Annotated in this window: 12 protein-coding genes; 9 read left to right on the top strand and 3 right to left on the bottom strand. The window is 65.6% G+C overall.

The features are described 5' to 3' along the window. Window positions 1–63 precede the first annotated feature (63 nt). The 8 genes from XH98_RS26120 to XH98_RS26085 all read left to right on the top strand — a co-directional run bounded on the left by XH98_RS26120 (window position 64) and on the right by XH98_RS26085 (window position 12478). A complete protein-coding gene (locus tag XH98_RS26120; protein ID WP_271601933.1) occupies window positions 64–840 on the top strand; it encodes an HpcH/HpaI aldolase family protein in 777 nt (258 codons plus the stop codon). 95 nt (window positions 841–935) lie between these two features. Further along, a complete protein-coding gene (locus XH98_RS26115) occupies window positions 936–2459 on the top strand; it encodes a UxaA family hydrolase (RefSeq protein WP_271601934.1) in 1524 nt (507 codons plus the stop codon). A gap of 174 nt (window positions 2460–2633) precedes the next feature. Further along, entirely contained in the window at window positions 2634–3155 is a 522-nt protein-coding gene (locus tag XH98_RS26110) for a PAS domain-containing protein (protein ID WP_271601935.1), read from the top strand. Continuing rightward, window positions 3133–4437, top strand: a complete 1305-nt coding sequence (locus XH98_RS26105; RefSeq protein WP_271620338.1) for a methyl-accepting chemotaxis protein — start codon at window positions 3133–3135, stop codon at window positions 4435–4437. Before XH98_RS26110 ends, XH98_RS26105 begins: the two co-directional genes overlap by 23 nt. Window positions 4438–4648: 211 nt before the next feature. Beyond that, on the top strand, window positions 4649–7918 hold the full coding sequence (locus XH98_RS26100; protein WP_271620337.1) for a transglutaminase family protein: 3270 nt from the start codon (window positions 4649–4651) through the stop codon (window positions 7916–7918). Window positions 7919–7945: 27 nt separating this feature from the next. Beyond that, complete coding sequence (locus tag XH98_RS26095) at window positions 7946–10471, top strand: circularly permuted type 2 ATP-grasp protein (RefSeq protein ID WP_271601938.1); 2526 nt, start codon at window positions 7946–7948, stop codon at window positions 10469–10471. Further along, on the top strand, window positions 10468–11346 hold the full coding sequence (locus XH98_RS26090; protein ID WP_271620336.1) for a transglutaminase family protein: 879 nt from the start codon (window positions 10468–10470) through the stop codon (window positions 11344–11346). Before XH98_RS26095 ends, XH98_RS26090 begins: the two co-directional genes overlap by 4 nt. Before the next feature lie 304 nt (window positions 11347–11650). Continuing rightward, window positions 11651–12478, top strand: coding sequence for an HD domain-containing protein (locus XH98_RS26085; protein WP_220003739.1), 828 nt, complete (start codon window positions 11651–11653; stop codon window positions 12476–12478). 5 nt (window positions 12479–12483) lie between these two features. Here XH98_RS26085 and XH98_RS26080 read toward each other — a convergent pair whose 3' ends face one another. From XH98_RS26080 to XH98_RS26070, 3 genes are all read right to left on the bottom strand, one after another. Continuing rightward, window positions 12484–13083: a sigma-70 family RNA polymerase sigma factor gene (locus tag XH98_RS26080; RefSeq protein WP_271620335.1), complete on the bottom strand. Its 600-nt coding sequence runs from the start codon at window positions 13081–13083 to the stop codon at window positions 12484–12486. Between the two features lie 68 nt (window positions 13084–13151). Beyond that, entirely contained in the window at window positions 13152–13805 is a 654-nt protein-coding gene (locus tag XH98_RS26075; protein ID WP_271601941.1) for a ChrR family anti-sigma-E factor, read from the bottom strand. Window position 13806: 1 nt separating this feature from the next. After that, window positions 13807–14346 carry a sigma-70 family RNA polymerase sigma factor gene (locus XH98_RS26070; RefSeq protein ID WP_333932706.1) on the bottom strand — a complete coding sequence of 180 codons (540 nt, stop codon included), beginning with the start codon at window positions 14344–14346 and terminating at the stop codon, window positions 13807–13809. 330 nt (window positions 14347–14676) lie between these two features. Here XH98_RS26070 and XH98_RS26065 point away from each other — a divergent pair, with 330 nt between their 5' ends. Continuing rightward, a complete protein-coding gene (locus tag XH98_RS26065) occupies window positions 14677–15567 on the top strand; it encodes an alpha/beta fold hydrolase (RefSeq protein WP_271620334.1) in 891 nt (296 codons plus the stop codon). Window positions 15568–15589 lie beyond the last annotated feature (22 nt).

Below are 15589 nucleotides of genomic sequence, written 5' to 3'. Positions count from 1 at the left end.
CGCGACGCTCGTCATGGTGACGAAGATCCAAACAGCGGTCGAAGCAACAAGAAGGAAGGCAACGTGGCGAACAAGGTCAAGGAAATCTGGAAGTCGGGCAAGGCCGTGGTCAATGCGTGGCTGGCCATTCCCTCCGGCTTCTCCGCTGAGATGATCGCGCAATGCGGCTTCGACAGCGTCACCGTCGACATGCAGCACGGCGTGCAGGACTATCTGTCGATGGTGCAGTGCTTCCAGGCCATGGACAAGCACCCGGTGACCCCGATGGTCCGCGTGCCCTGGAACGAGCCGGGCATCATCGGCAAGGTGCTCGATGGCGGCGCCTATGGCGTGATCTGCCCGATGGTCAACACGCCGCAGGAGGCCAGGAACCTCGTTTCCTATTCGAAATATCCGCCGAAAGGCGTCCGTTCCAACGGCCCGATCCGCGCCGGCATGTACGGCACCGCGGGCTCGTACCAGAAGACCGCCAATGCCGACACCATCCTGCTGCCGATGATGGAGACCAGGACTGCGGTCGAGAACATGGAAGCGATCCTCGACGTCGAGGGCATCGACGGCGTCTATGTCGGCCCGTCCGACCTCGGCTTCTCCTACGGCCTGGAGCCGAAGCTCGACCGCACCGAGCCCGAGATCCTGGCGATCTACGACAAGATCATCAAGGAATGCGGCAAGCGCGGCCTCAACCCCGGGATCCATTGCAGCGGCGCCGAAGGCGCAGCACGCGCCATCAACATGGGCTTCAAGCTCGTGACGCTCTCGAACGAGGTCGGCATGATGACGACCTACGCCAGGATGCAGGTCAACGCCACACGCAAGGATTCCGGCGGCAAGGCCTGACAAGTCTCGCGAATGGCGAATGGGGAGTAGCGAACGGCTGCTCCCTTTTCCATTCGCCACTCAACATTCGCTACTCGCCTCCGAAGGAGACTCCCATGACCATCAGCCCCGTCATCCGCCTGCATCCCGATGATGGCGTGCTGATCGCGCGCGCCAGCCTGCCGCCGGGAACATTGGTGGCCGACGGCGTCACCACGGTCGAGCGCATTCCCTCCGGCCACAAGGTCGCGATCAAGCCGTTCGCGGTGGGCGAGCCCGTGATCCGCTATGGCCAGATCATCGGCTTTGCGACGAAGGCGATCGCGCCGGGCCAGCACGTGCACGTGCAGAACATCGGCATGGGGGATTTCGCCAAGGACTACGCCTATTGCGCCGACGTCAAGCCGACGCCCAATTTCGACCTGCCCGCGACCTTCGAAGGCATCCGCCGCCCGGACGGCCGCGTCGCCACGCGCAATTATATCGGCATCCTCACCTCGGTGAATTGCAGCGCACATGTCGCTGGCCTCGTCGCCGACGTCTTCAAGAAGAATCCCTTCACGGGCGACAATCCGCTGGCCGAGTTTCCGAACGTCGACGGCGTCGTCGCCCTGACGCACAAGACTGGCTGCGGGATGACGCAGAACGAGCCGCTCGCGCTGCTCCGCCGCACGCTCGGCGGCTATGCGCGTCACGTCAATTTCTCCCACGTCATCGTGCTCGGCCTCGGCTGCGAGGTGAACCAGATCGGCGGCCTGATGGAAGAGCAGAAGCTCGCCGGCCGCCTGCGCGCGATGGACATCCAGGAGGTCGGCGGCACCCGCAAGACCGTTGAAGCCGGCATTGCCTTCGTGCGCGAGGCGCTGACCGACGCCAACAAGGTCAAGCGCGAGAGCGTGCCCGCGAGCGAGCTCACCGTGGCGCTGCAATGCGGCGGCTCGGACGGCTATTCCGGTGTCTCGGCCAACCCGGCGCTGGGTGCGGCCAGCGACCTCATCGTGCGCCACGGCGGCACCGTGATCCTGTCGGAGACGCCCGAGACCTATGGCGCCGAGCATCTCTTGACGCGGCGCGCCGTCAGCCGCGAGGTTGGCGAGAAGCTGGTCGATCTCATGCGCTGGTGGGACGAATACACCGCGCGGGAAGGCGCCGAGATGAACGCCAACCCGAGCCCCGGCAACAAGGCCGGCGGCCTCACCACGATTCTGGAAAAGTCGCTCGGCGCGATGGCCAAGGCCGGCACCACCAACCTCGTCGAGGTGCTGCGCTACGCCGAGCCCGTCACAAAGAAGGGCTTTGTCTTCATGGACACGCCCGGCTACGACCCTGTCGCAGCAACGGGGCAGGTCGCCGGCGGCGCCAACCTCGTCTGCTTCACCACCGGGCGCGGCAGCGTGTTCGGCTGCAAGCCGGCGCCCTCGATCAAGCTCGCCACCAACACGCCGATGTACAAGCGCATGGAAGAGGACATGGACGTCAATTGTGGCACCATCCTCGAAGGCGAGGAGAGCGTCCAGCAATGCGGCGAGCGCATCTTCGATCTCATCCTGAAGACCGCCTCCGGCCAGCCGACCAAGAGCGAAAGCTTCGATTTCGGCGGCGCCGAGTTCGCGCCCTGGGTGCTTGGCGCAACGATGTGATCGCGCGCGGCGGTAGCTGGACACAGCAGGCCGCCGGCTACGTAATCATACGTAGGCGTCATTTGATCGCACGGGTTCCCGTGCTCACCGCTGGTTAATATTTGCTGCCGTAATCCTGAATCGAAGCGGGCTCGACTCCTCAAGGCGCTGCCCCTTCGCGAGGGATTGGGCGAGATGACGCGTGCGATACGACCGACCGGCGTGGAGAGTTTCCTCGGCGAGGAAGAGCTGATCGTGTCGAAGACCGATCTGAAGGGCCGCATTACTTACGCCAACGACGTCTTCGTCCGCATGGCGAAGTACAGCTACGCGGAGCTGATGGGCGCGCCCCACAGCCTGATCCGCCATCCCGAGATGCCGCGCGCCGTCTTCAAGCTGCTGTGGGACACGCTGCAATCCAGGCAGGAGATCTTCGCCTATGTCGTCAATCTGGCGAAGGACGGCAGCCATTACTGGGTATTCGCGCACGTCACGCCGACCTTCGACGAGCGCGGCAATATTGTCGGCTATCACTCCAACCGTCGCAAGCCCGATCCCGTCCAGATCGAGCGAATCAAGCCGATCTACAAGACGCTGTGCGCCGAAGAGGCGCGGCACGCCAATGCCAAGGATGGCATGCATGCGAGCTTCGATGCGATGGTCGGACTCCTAAAGCAACAGGGTGTCGGTTACGATGAATTTGTGCTCTCTCTCTAAGGCGCAGGGAGCGGCCGCGCTCGCGTGGGTTTTTGCCGTGGTCGCGCTCGTCCTCTCGCTTCTTGGCGTGACCGGACTTTTCGCTGCGGCATTGCTCGGCGCAACCGTCGCGCTGCTCGGCTACGCCGTCTGGTGCCAGCATCGCACGGCGGTGGCCGTCGACGAGGTGGCCGATGTCTGCCGCAAGGCCTCGCACGGCGATCTCGAAGCGCGTATCCTGAGCGATCGTCAGGCCGGCCGGATCGGATCGATCCAGAAATCGGTCAACGACATGCTCGACATCACCGACGCCTTCGTCCGCGAAGCTTCGGCGTCGATGGACTATGCCAGTCGAGGCAAGTATTTCCGCAAGATCCTCGCGCGCGGTCTGCCCGGCTCGTTCCGCCGTTCGGCCGCCGTCATCAATTCCGGCACCGACAGCCTCGGCCGCCGCGTGGTCGAGATCGGCGATCTCGCACGACAGTTCGGTACTCATCTCGACGCCGTCGCCGGCACGCTGATGGGCGCGGCAACGGATCTCGAATCCGACGCCGGCCAGATGGCGACCGCAGCCGAGAAGACCAGCCGCCAGACCTCCGGCGTGCTCAGCGCCTCCGACCAGGCCTCGCGCAACGTCGCGACCGTCGCCGGTGCCGCCGAGCAGCTCGCATCCTCGATCGCCGAGATCGGCCGCCAGGTCACCGGCTCGACCGCGAGCACGGGCCGCGCCGTGACTGAAGCGAACCGCGCCGGCAGCGAGATCCGAAACCTGGCGGATGCCGCGCTGCGGATCGGCGACGTCGTCAAGCTGATCAGCGAGATTGCCTCGCAGACCAATCTGCTCGCGCTCAATGCCACCATCGAGGCGGCGCGTGCCGGTGAGGCCGGCCGCGGCTTTGCGGTCGTGGCTTCCGAGGTCAAGAGTCTCGCCAGCCAGACCGCCAGGGCGACCGAGGAGATCAGCGCCAAGGTCGGCGAGATACAGCAATCGACCACCAACTCGGTCGCGGCCGTCGAGGCGATCGCACAGACCATCGCCGAGATCAACGGCATCACCGCCTCGATCGCGACCTCGATCGAGCAGCAGGGTCTCGCCACCCGCGAGATCGCCCGCAACGTCCAGGAAGCCTCGGCCGGTACCGCGCAGATGTCCTCCAATGTGACGGGCATCAGCGAGGCCGCCGCCGACACCGGCCGCGTCGCGGCCCGCGTCAACAGCGCCTCCGAGCGCGTCCATGGCGAGGTCGAGACTCTCCGGCGCGAGGTGACGCAGTTTTTGCAAAGGCTGACCTCGGCAGCGTAGCGCGGCCGCTAGCTTGCTCCCGTAGCCCGGATGGAGCGAAGCGCAATCCGGGGCGGTCCATCCGCGGATGAAGAACCCCGGATTACGCTTCGCTCCATCCGGGCTGAGGGGCAACCGGGATACTTCATAGGCACCCTCTGCCCGTTGTTAGTGCTTGATCGCATTGACGTCAGGTGTTCTGCTCAAAAAAGCTGCTGGAGCACCGTACCCCGTGTCGATCTACGTCGCATTACACCACGTCACGCACTACAAATACGACCGCCCGATCGATCTGGGACCGCAGACCATCCGCCTGCGGCCGGCGCCGCACACGCGGACGCCGATCCTGAGCTATTCGCTCAAGGTCACGCCATCCAATCATTTCGTGAACTGGCAGCAGGACCCGCAGGGCAACTGGCTGGCACGCTACGTCTTTCCGGAGAAGACCAGCGAGCTGAAATTCGAGGTCGACTTCACCGCGCAGATGACGACGGTCAACCCGTTCGACTTCTTCGTCGAGCCCTATGCCGACAGCTTCCCCTTCGAGTATCCCAGGGATCTCAAGACCGAACTGGCGCCGTATCTGGAGACCATCAAGCCTGATCCGGCCTTCGCAAAATATCTGGCCTCGATCCCGCGCGAGGCGCCGAACACGGTCAACTTCCTGGTCGACCTCAATCGCGAGCTGCAAAAGAAGATCAGCTATATCATCCGCATGGAGCCCGGCGTGCAGACGCCGGAGGAGACGCTCACCTCCTGCGCCGGCTCATGCCGCGACTCCGCCTGGCTGCTGATCCAGACCTTTCGCCATCTCGGCCTCGCCGCCCGCTTCGTCTCCGGCTATCTGATCCAGATCCGCCCCGACATCGATCCGATCGAGGGGCCGCCCGAGGTCGAGAACGATTTCACCGATCTGCACGCCTGGGCCGAGGTCTATCTGCCGGGCGCGGGCTGGATCGGGTTTGACGCGACCTCGGGCATGCTGGCCGGAGAGGGGCACATCCCCGTCGCCGCCACGCCGCACTACCGCTCGGCCGCGCCGATCTCGGGCGGCGCCGGCTTTGCCGAGGTCGAGTTCTCCTTCGACATGAGCGTAAAGCGCATCCGCGAAGCGCCGCGCATCACAAAGCCATTCTCGGACGATTCCTGGGCGCGCCTCGATGATCTCGGCGAGCAGGTCGACGGCGATCTCGCCGCGCAGGACGTGCGGCTCACCATGGGCGGCGAGCCGACCTTCGTGTCCGTCGACGATCTCGAAGCGGCGGAATGGAATACGGAAGCCGTCGGTCCGACCAAGCGCACGCTCGGCGACGAACTGATCCGCCGTCTGCGCAATCGCTTCGCACCGGGCGGCCTGCTGCATTACGGACAGGGCAAATGGTATCCGGGCGAGAGCCTGCCGCGCTGGGCCTTTGGTCTCTACTGGCGCAAGGACGGCGTGCCGATCTGGAAGAACGCCGACCTCATCGCTAAAATCGAGAATCCCAGGCGCGCCCAGACCGAGGATGCCGAGGATTTCATCGAGGGCACGGCGGCACGGCTCGGGCTCGATCCCGGCTACATCATTCCGGCCTATGAGGACACGGTCTACTGGCTCCAGAAGGAAGCCGAGCTTCCGATCAACGTTGACCCGTCCGACTCGAAATTGTCCGATCCCGAAGCGCGCGCCCGCATGGCGCGGGTGTTCAACCAGGGCCTCCGCGCGCCGCGCGGCTTCGTGCTGCCGGTGCAGCGCTGGAACGCGCCGCCGCGCTGGCGCAGCGAGCGCTGGCAACTCCGGCGCGGCCACCTGTTTCTCTCGCCGGGCGATTCACCGCTCGGCCTGCGGTTGCCGCTCGGCTCGCTCGGCTATGTCCCGCCCAATCAATATCCCTACATCGTCGAGCAGGACCCGATGGAGGCGCGCGGCAAGCTGCCGGTGTTCACGCTCCCGGAGCGCCCGAAAGCGCCGCCGCGCGCCGCGCCCGAGCATCTCAACACATCCATTCCCGTCCGCACCGCGCTGTCGATCGAAGTACGCGACGGCGTGATCTGCGCCTTCATGCCGCCGGTCGAGCGCATCGAGGATTATCTCGAGCTGATCGCGGCGATCGAGGCCACCGCCGAAGAGATGCAGCTCCAGGTCCATGTCGAGGGCTATGCACCGCCGTTCGATCCGCGCATCGAGGTCATCAAGGTGACGCCCGACCCCGGCGTGATCGAGGTCAACATCCAGCCGGCGCAGAGCTGGCGCGACGCGGTCGAGATCACCTCGGGCCTCTATGAGGACGCCGGCAAAGTCCGTCTCGGCGCCAATCGTTTTCTGCTCGACGGCCGCCACACCGGCACCGGCGGCGGCAATCACGTCGTGATCGGCGGCTCGAGTCCGCAGGATTCGCCCTTCCTGCGCCGGCCCGATCTCTTGAAGAGCCTCGTATTGTACTGGCAACGGCATCCGTCGCTGTCGTACTTCTTCTCGGGTCTCTTCATCGGCCCGACCAGCCAGGCGCCGCGCATCGACGAAGCCCGCCACGACAGCATCTATGAGCTCGAGATCGCGCTCTCGCACGTGCCGCCGCCGGGCTACCAGGTGCCGCTGTGGCTGGTGGACCGGCTGTTCCGGCATCTGCTCGTCGACATCACCGGTAACACCCACCGCTCCGAGATCTGCATCGACAAGCTCTATTCGCCTGACGGTCCGACGGGACGTCTCGGCCTTGTCGAATTCCGCGCGCTCGAAATGCCGCCCGATCCGCGCATGTCGCTGGCGCAGCAGCTGCTGATCCGCGCGCTGATCGCAAAGTTCTGGCGCGAGCCGCAACAGGGCAAGTTCGTGCGCTGGGGCACCGCACTGCATGATCGCTTCATGCTGCCGCATTTCATCTGGGAAGATTTCCAGGATGTGCTCTCCGAGCTGAAAAGCTCCGGATATGCGTTCGAGCCGGAATGGTATCTTGCCCAACTCGAATTCCGCTTCCCCGGCTTCGGCCGCGTCCATCACGGCGGCGTGACGTTGGAGCTGCGGCAGGCGCTGGAGCCCTGGCACGTCCTGGGTGAAGAAGGCTCGGCCGGCGGCACGGTGCGCTATGTCGATTCGTCGGTCGAGCGGCTCCAGGTCAAGGCCGAGGGCTTCGTCGAAGGCCGCCACATCATCACCTGCAACGGCCGCCGCCTGCCGATGACCTCGACCGGCCGCTCGGCCGAGGCCGTGGCCGGCGTCCGCTTCAAGGCCTGGCAGCCGGCCTCCGGCCTGCACCCGACCATCCCGGTCCATGCGCCGCTGACTTTTGACCTGATCGACAGCTGGAACGGCCGCTCGCTCGGCGGCTGCGTCTATCACGTCGCCCATCCCGGCGGCCGCAACTACGAGACCAAGCCCGTCAACACCTACGAGGCCGAGGCGCGGCGGCTGGCGCGCTTCCAGGACCACGGCCATACGCCGGGGCCGATCCAGCCGCCGCCCGAGGAACGCACAAGTGAATTTCCCCTGACCCTCGACTTGCGAACCACGCTCCTGCAATGAGTATGATGGTTGGGCAGGGAGAGGCGCATGGGCGAGGGCGCAGCCGAAGGGGACAGGGGGACAGGTAAGGGGCAAGGCCAGCGTGACGGCCAGCGCCGCCTCGCGCAATGGGTCCGCGATTACAGCCGCCTGCCTGGCATCCCCGACGAGTTCCTGGGCCCCGATGGGGCCCCGCGCACGGTCTGGAGCCGGTTCTTCGAGGCTTTTGGTGCGCTGGCGCCTGACGAGGTCGAGCGGCGCTTCGGCATGGCCGACCGTCACTTGCGCGAGGCCGGCGTCACCTATCGCGCGCCAGGCGACAGCGCCGATCGACCCTGGATGCTCAGCCATCTGCCGCTGCTGATCGATGAAGCCGATTGGCAGCAGCTCTGCGCCGGCATCACCCAGCGCGCCGAGCTCTTGGAGCTCGTGCTGCGCGACATCTATGGCGAGGGCCGGCTGATCGCGGAGGGCGCGCTGCCTGCCGGCGCGATCGCCGGCAGCCCCGAATATCTCCGCCCCGTCTGCGGCGTGCCGCCGCCAGGCGGGCGTTATCTCTCGCTCTATGCCGCCGATGTCGGCCGCGGGCCCGACGGCCGCTGGTGGGTGCTCGGCGACCGCACGCAGGCGCCGTCGGGCGCCGGCTATGCGCTCGAGAATCGCCTCGTGCTGTCGCGCGCCTTCTCCGATCTCTACAAGTCGATGAACGTGCCGCGCGTCGCGCCGTTCTTCGAGGCGTTTCGCGATTCTCTGCGCGCGCGTGCAGACCGCGACGAGCCGCGCATCGGGGTGCTCACGCCCGGCAGTTTCAGCGAGACCTATTTCGAGCACGCGACGCTGGCGCGCTATCTCGGCTTCCTCCTGGTCGAGGGCGACGATCTCGCCGTCAGCGACAACCGCATCCACATCCGCACTGTTGCGGGGCTGAAGCGGCTCGACGTGCTCCTGCGCCGCGTCGATTCCAACTCGCTCGATCCGCTCGAGCTCGATGCCTCCTCGCATCTCGGCGTGCCCGGCCTGATCGACGTGCTGCGCAAGGACGGCGTCGTCGTCGCCAACATGCCGGGCTCTGGCGTGTTGGAGGCAAGGGCGCTGCTCGGCTTCCTGCCGGCCTTGAGCCGTCGCCTGCTCGGCGAAGAGCTGAAGATGCCGCATATCGCGACCTGGTGGTGCGGCCAGAAATTGGCGCGCGACGAGGTGTTGTCGCGGCTCGACGAGGTCGCGATCGAAGGCGCCTATCAGCGCGGCGTGCCGGGCTTCGATAGCAACGGTCCGGTGCTCGCGAGCGAGCTCGATGTCAAAGGACGTCAGCGCCTGATCGATTCCATAGCTGCGCGCGGCATGGATTATGTCGGCCAGGAGGTGGTGCGCCTGTCCACCATGCCGGTGTGGGAACACGGCCAGCTGACGCCGCGGCCTTTCGTGCTGCGGGTCTTTGCGGCCGCAACGCCCGAGGGCTGGGCCATCATGCCCGGCGGCTTCTGCCGCATCGCCGAGCAGGCGGACGCGCGTGCGGTGTCGATGGGCGATGGTGCGCGCGCCGCCGACGTCTGGGTTGTCTCCGAGAAGAAAGTCTCGACCGCATCCCTGCTGCCGGCCACCGACAAGGTGCGCATCCGCCGCATCGCCGGTGTGCTGCCGAGCCGCGCCGCGGACAATCTGTTCTGGCTCGGCCGCTATCTCGAACGTGCCGAAGCAACGCTGCGGCTGGTGCGCGCGCTGGGCTCGCCGAGCGGGCCAAACAAGGGCACCGCGGCCTCGCTGCAATCGGCCGAACGGATCCAGCGTCTGCTGGTGACCTGGGGCGCGATCTCGCAGACCTCGCGCGCGGCACCGGGGCGCATCGTCGCCGAAGCCTTGCAGAGTGAGGCGCGTTTCGGCTCGGCGCTGTCGCTGGTGCGCTCGGCGCTGCGCACGGCCACCTCCCTGCGCGAGCGGCTGTCGCCCGATGCCTGGCAGGTCATCACCGAGATGGCCGAGCGTCTCTCCTACGAGGTCGAGGACGACGACAGCGTGCTGAGCGCGGCCGAGCTGACCCTGCAGGAACTTGCCAGCTTCGCCGGCCTTGCGCAGGAGAACATGAACCGCGCCGCCGGCTGGCGCTTCCTCGATATCGGCCGCCGCACCGAGCGCGCCATCAACACCGCGCGCTTCGCGCGGCAGTTCGCCTATGACGAGGCCGGCGATGAGGATCTCGACATCCTGCTGACGCTTGTCGATTCCCAGATCACCTATCGCTCGCGCTATCTGCTGGCGCCGATCCTGGCGCCGGTGCGCGATCTCGCGGTGCTCGACAGCTACAATCCGCGCTCGGTTGCGTTCCAGGTCGCGACCTTGAACGAGCATATCGCGGCGCTGCCGAGCCTGAAGGAGCACGGCCTGATCGAACAGCCGCAGCGGCTTGCGGTGGCGGTGCAGGCGATGCTGGCGACCGCGGAGGCCGAGAAGCTCGAGGTCAAGGCGCTGTTCGCGCTGGAGCAGGACCTGCTCAGCCTCGCCGAGGCGATCGGGCTGCATTACTTCCCGCATGGTCCGAATGCGAGCCGGCCGGAAAAGCTGACGGGGCTGGCGTGATCTACGACATCCAGCACGTCACCACCTACGAATATGAGAACCCGGTCAGCTTCGCACGCTGCACGCTGCGGCTCGAGCCGAACAGCGCTCACGGTCAGGAGCTGATCTCGCACAAGGTCGAGATCCGCCCGCGTCCGTCCGAGCGCAACGTCCGCCGCGACTTCTTCGGCACGCTGACCGAGAGCATCGTCATCGAAGCCGCGCATCGCAATTTGCGCATCGACTCGCGCTCGCGCGTTTCCGTCGATCGCAAGCCGCCGGCGCGCGATGCCGTGAGCCCGAGCTGGGAGAGCATCCGCGACATTGCCTTCGAGGCCACGAGCCTCGGGCCGTCCTCGCCGGTCGGCTATGTCTTTGCCAGTCCGCTGGTGCCGGTCCTGCGTCCCGTCAGCGCCTACGCTGCGGAGAGCTTCAGGCCCGACACCGGCATCCTCGCCGGCGCGGTTGATCTGATGCACCGCATACGCGCCGAGTTTCGCTACGACCCCAAGGCTACTGCGATCTCGACGCCGCTCAACGAGGTCTTCGACCAACGCCACGGCGTCTGCCAGGATTTTGCTCATGTCATGATCGCGGGACTGCGCGGGCTCGGCCTGCCTGCGGCCTATGTCAGCGGATACCTGCGCACCATTCCACCACCGGGCCAGGCGCGCTTGCAGGGCGCAGACGCAACGCATGCCTGGGTGTCGCTGTGGTGCGGGGCCGAGCTCGGCTGGATCGATTTCGATCCGACCAACGATCTCCTGGTCGCCAACGACCACATCGTGCTGGCGGTCGGCCGCGACTTCTCCGATGTGTCTCCGGTCGACGGAATCATCGTCGGCTCGCCGAAGCAGAAGCTCGGCGTCGCCGTGGACGTGCTGCTGGTGGAATGACCGGTCCGCAATGCGGTGCAGGCGCTCTGGCCGCGCCGCGGTACCGCCAGCGCCCGGGCTTCCTCACAACATGAACGGTCGGCCATTGGACATGCCGGCAGAGCGCCCGCACAACCTGACCGTGGCGTGCATCGCAGTGTGACCGTATCCGTGATGTTGCGCGGCGGGAGGTAACACATTTACGTATTTTTGTTCCGGGATTTGGTCAGTCGCCCCAGATTGGGCTATGCTGGCGGCTGCGTCGAGGACCAGAACGAGGCTCGGGAGTTGCCGTGGGACACCACCGACAGACGGGACTGCATCCATGATGACGTTACCGCGACTGGCGGCTGAATCCCTGGAGAAGTTGCTGGGCTCGTTCATGCGTCGCAGGTACGACGAGACCTATGCCAGGGTCGTGGAGGCCTCGACACGCACCGCGATGGAATGCATCGGCAACAGCGATGCGCTCTATCACAACATCGAGCACACGATGCTGGTGACGCTGGCGGCCCAGGCGATCATGCTGGGCCGCAATCTCCATGCCCATATCGATGCCGAGGATTACATTCACGTTCTGATCGCCTGCCTTGCGCACGATATCGGCTACGTCCGCGGGCTGTTTCCGGAAGACGACGAAGACGGTTTCATCATCGACGAGGCCGGCACCAAAGTGTCATTGCCGCGCGGTGCGTCCGATGCCAGTCTGATGATGTATCATGTCGACCGCTCGAAACTTTTCGTGCGGCGGCGGTTGCCGCCGATCCGTGGCGTTGACTCCGAGCGGGTTGCCCGCGCCATCGAGGGGACGCGCTTTCCGGCCCGCCAGGGCCAGGAATACGACCACGAGGCCTCGATCCTGCGCGCCGCCGATTTCATCGGACAGCTCGGCGATCCCAACTATCTGCGCAAGGCCAACGCGCTCTATTACGAGTTCGAGGAAGTCGGCATGAACCGCCAGCTCGGCTACGACTCGCCCGCCGACATCGTGAACCGCTATCCGCAATTCTACTGGAACAGCGTCGCACCCCACATCCAGACCGAGATCGGCTATCTCAACAAGACCGAGATCGGCCGGCAGTGGATCGCCAATCTCTACAGCAATGTGTTCCGCGCCGAACGCGAGATCTCGCTGTCCGGACCGCAGAAATAGAATTCTCAACCGGTCTGCGCGACGGCACCACTGATGGCGCCTTCGATGCAATCGCGCCGAACGGAATCCAACGTCCGCCGCAGCCAGGTCTTGATCGTCCCGACCGGCACCCCGAAGCGCTCTGCCAGCATCCTCCGGCTTTCGCCGTCGAGATAAGCCCGCGACAGCAGTTGACGGCGTTGATCGGGAAGCCGCTGAATGGCGCGAGCCGCGATCGGTTGAACGAGGTCGTAGTCGAACGCACCTTCGTGCTCGGAGATTTCGGGCACCGACAGCGCTTCGTCGAAATCCGCCATCGGCACCTGCTTGAGCCTGACAGCGTCGATCGCGGTGTGGCGCATGATCGCACACATCCAGGTGATCGGTGAGGAACGGGCAGGATCGAAGCGGGCCGCATGTTTCCAGATCTTCAAATAGGCGTCCTGGAGCAGGTCATCGAGATCGGCGTTCACAGGCGCAATCGGGCGTGCAGTCATGCGCAGCTTGTTGCGCGTCGCGGCGAAAAGCTCGGCGAAGGCGCGCTGGTCGCCGCGCCCGACCCGGGCGAGAAGATCGCTCAGGCGTTCGATCGTCGGGTCCCGTGCCGTCCGTCTGCCGCAGCTCATTCCCTCATCCTCCAGCATTGCTTGCCAGGAGAACGGCGGCGCGATGCGACTGGATCACATGAGGATGCTCAAAGCCGCACGAAGGGCGAGATCAACCGGCCAAGCCAGCCGTGCATCTGCAAGTCGCCGCGCATGGCCACAAGGCACAGGCACGGCATGTCGCTGCCGACGATCGGCTGGTGATCGACCTCGCCGTCGCCGAAGTCGAAATCGCCTGGCCTGAAATCGCCGCCCTGATGGCTGAAGCTGCCTTTGAGCACCAGCGTCAGCTCGGTCCCTGTGTGCGAATGCTCCAGCATGCGCGTGCCAGGTGCGGACCACAGCAGGAACGCGCGCGAGGTGTCCGCGCCAGGCAGAACGATCGGCTGCATCTTGACGCCCGGTGCCACGCGCCGGCTTTTGGCGAACCGGCATTTGCGCAGCATCTCGGGCAGGTCATCGTCAAGCAGCGGCACCGGCCGCGAAGAGGCCGGCGCATGCGTTGATGTCGTCTCCGGCTCGTCGATCGCAGCCATGATCGTCGCGAACGCATCGTCCGCCATGGCGACCGGAGCGGCCTGTTCAAGCGCGGCACCCGCAAGCTGCTCGATCGCGGCGATGAAACGCTGGCAGCGTGGGCATTGCGCGGCATGGACGCCGATGACGAGGCGATCGGCTTCGTCGAGCCGGCCGGCGGCGAAATCGCCCAGCAGATCTTCGGGTGGATGATGGTTGATGGTCATGTCAATCGTCCAAGAGATCTCTGAGCCGCGCCATGGCGAGCCTGATGCGAGACTTCACCGTTCCGAGCGGGATACCGAGCCTTTCCGCGATCTCGCTATGCGGCTGCTCCTCGATAAACGACATTCGGATCACGGTGGATTGCTCGTCTGACAATTGCTGAAGCGCCGCCGATACGCGCGATATGTCGTCGCGCCGGCTCATCACGGTTTCGGGCGAGTCAGCGACCTCGGGCGTCTCATCTTGCTGCGCGCTCACGGCAGCCTTGGCCAGCCGCGTCGCAGCCCTGGCGGAATCGATGCGCAGATTGCGCGCGATCGTGAAAATCCACGCAGCCGCGCCCGCGGACGTCGGGTCGAACCGGGCCGCCTTCCGCCAAACCGTCAGGAGCGTCATTTGCGCGATCTCCTCCGCGGCGTCGGCATTCATCCCGGTCCTGACCAGGAATCCCTTCACGCGCGGAGCAAAATGCTCGAACAAAAGCTTGAACGCGTCCCGATCGCCATGGGCCGCGACACGTCCGATCAATTCAGCCCATTCCACTGTCGCCTTGGGCCTTTCTTTGGGCCTTTCGTTGGGCCTTCCGCCTGAAACTCGTCGAGGCCAATCCCGCCGGGGAACTGCTGCAGGCTTGCTGCGCCACAGGGGCCTGCTCGCAGCGGTAAGACCGGTCGTCATGGAGCCTCTGATAACATGTCCCAACCATAACGCCGGGCATGGCCATCCGGATCACTCCATGAACCGGCTTGTTTTAGGGACCGGGCCCGGGCGCGACAAGCCTCGGCATTCTGAACCGCATCAGGCTGTGCGCCGAAACGGATGGATTGCCGGAGGCGTTCGATTTACGCTGCGGGAGGTAGCGAGGTGCGCAGCATGCAATACAAATCCGTCACGACTGAGGTTCTGGAGATTGCCTATCTCGACTACGGCGCGCCCGATGGCTGGCCCTGCATCATGGGTCACGGCTTTCCCTATGACGTAAACGCCTATGCCGAGGCCGCGCCGATCCTGGCCCAAGCGGGCGCACGGGTGCTGGTGCCGTGGCTGCGCGGCTACGGGCCGACGCGGTTCCGCTCGGCTCGGACGTTGCGTTCCGGCGAGCAGGCGGCGCTGGGCGCCGATCTCTTGGCCTTCATGGATGCGCTCAAAATCGAACGCGCCGTCGTCGGCGGCTATGATTGGGGCGGCCGTGCGGCCTGCATCGTCTCGGTGCTCCACCCCGAGCGCGTCGTCGGGCTCGTCTCCGGCAATTCCTACAACATCCAGAACATCGCGCGCGCGATGGAGCCGGCTTCGCCGCCGCATGAGGCCGCGCTGTGGTACCAATATTTCTTCCACAACGAGCGCGGCCGCCGCGCACTGGAACGTAACCGGCGCGGCTTTGCCCGGCAGCTCTGGACGATGTGGTCGCCGAAATGGCAATTCAACGACGCGACCTTCGACAGAACTGCGGTGTCGTTCGACAATCCCGATTTCGTCGACGTCGTGATCCATTCCTATCGCCACCGCTTCGCGCTGGTCGAGGGTGATCCCGCCTACGCCGCGATCGAGGCGAAGCTCGCCGCGCAGCCACAGGTCCGCGTCCCCACGATCGCGATCGACGGCGACAGCGACGGCGTCATCCCGGGTACCGCTCATCATGCGGAGAAATTCGAGGGTTTCTACGAGCGGCGCGTCTTCGCCGGCGCCGGTCACAATCTGCCGCAGGAGCGGCCCGCCGAATGGGCTCAGGCCGTGCTGGACGTGCGGAAAGCGGCGTCCTGATTTTCGCGACCGCGGGAACTTT

This window comes from Bradyrhizobium sp. CCBAU 51745 (genome assembly GCF_028128715.1).
GTDB classification, from domain to species: Bacteria; Pseudomonadota; Alphaproteobacteria; order Rhizobiales; family Xanthobacteraceae; genus Bradyrhizobium; species Bradyrhizobium manausense.
The sequence above is the reverse complement of the archived record's forward strand: the minus strand, read 5'-3'. Positions and strand labels throughout refer to the sequence as shown.

Coding starts and splice junctions, on each gene's coding strand:
- XH98_RS26115 (WP_271601934.1), top strand. CDS start 936: ATGACCATCAGCCCCGTCATCCGCCTGCATCCCGATGATGGCGTGCTG.
- XH98_RS26110 (WP_271601935.1), top strand. CDS start 2,634: ATGACGCGTGCGATACGACCGACCGGCGTGGAGAGTTTCCTCGGCGAG.
- XH98_RS26105 (WP_271620338.1), top strand. CDS start 3,133: ATGAATTTGTGCTCTCTCTCTAAGGCGCAGGGAGCGGCCGCGCTCGCG.
- XH98_RS26095 (WP_271601938.1), top strand. CDS start 7,946: ATGGGCGAGGGCGCAGCCGAAGGGGACAGGGGGACAGGTAAGGGGCAA.
- XH98_RS26085 (WP_220003739.1), top strand. CDS start 11,651: ATGATGACGTTACCGCGACTGGCGGCTGAATCCCTGGAGAAGTTGCTG.
- XH98_RS26080 (WP_271620335.1), bottom strand. CDS start 13,083: ATGAGCTGCGGCAGACGGACGGCACGGGACCCGACGATCGAACGCCTG.
- XH98_RS26075 (WP_271601941.1), bottom strand. CDS start 13,805: ATGACCATCAACCATCATCCACCCGAAGATCTGCTGGGCGATTTCGCC.
- XH98_RS26065 (WP_271620334.1), top strand. CDS start 14,677: ATGCAATACAAATCCGTCACGACTGAGGTTCTGGAGATTGCCTATCTC.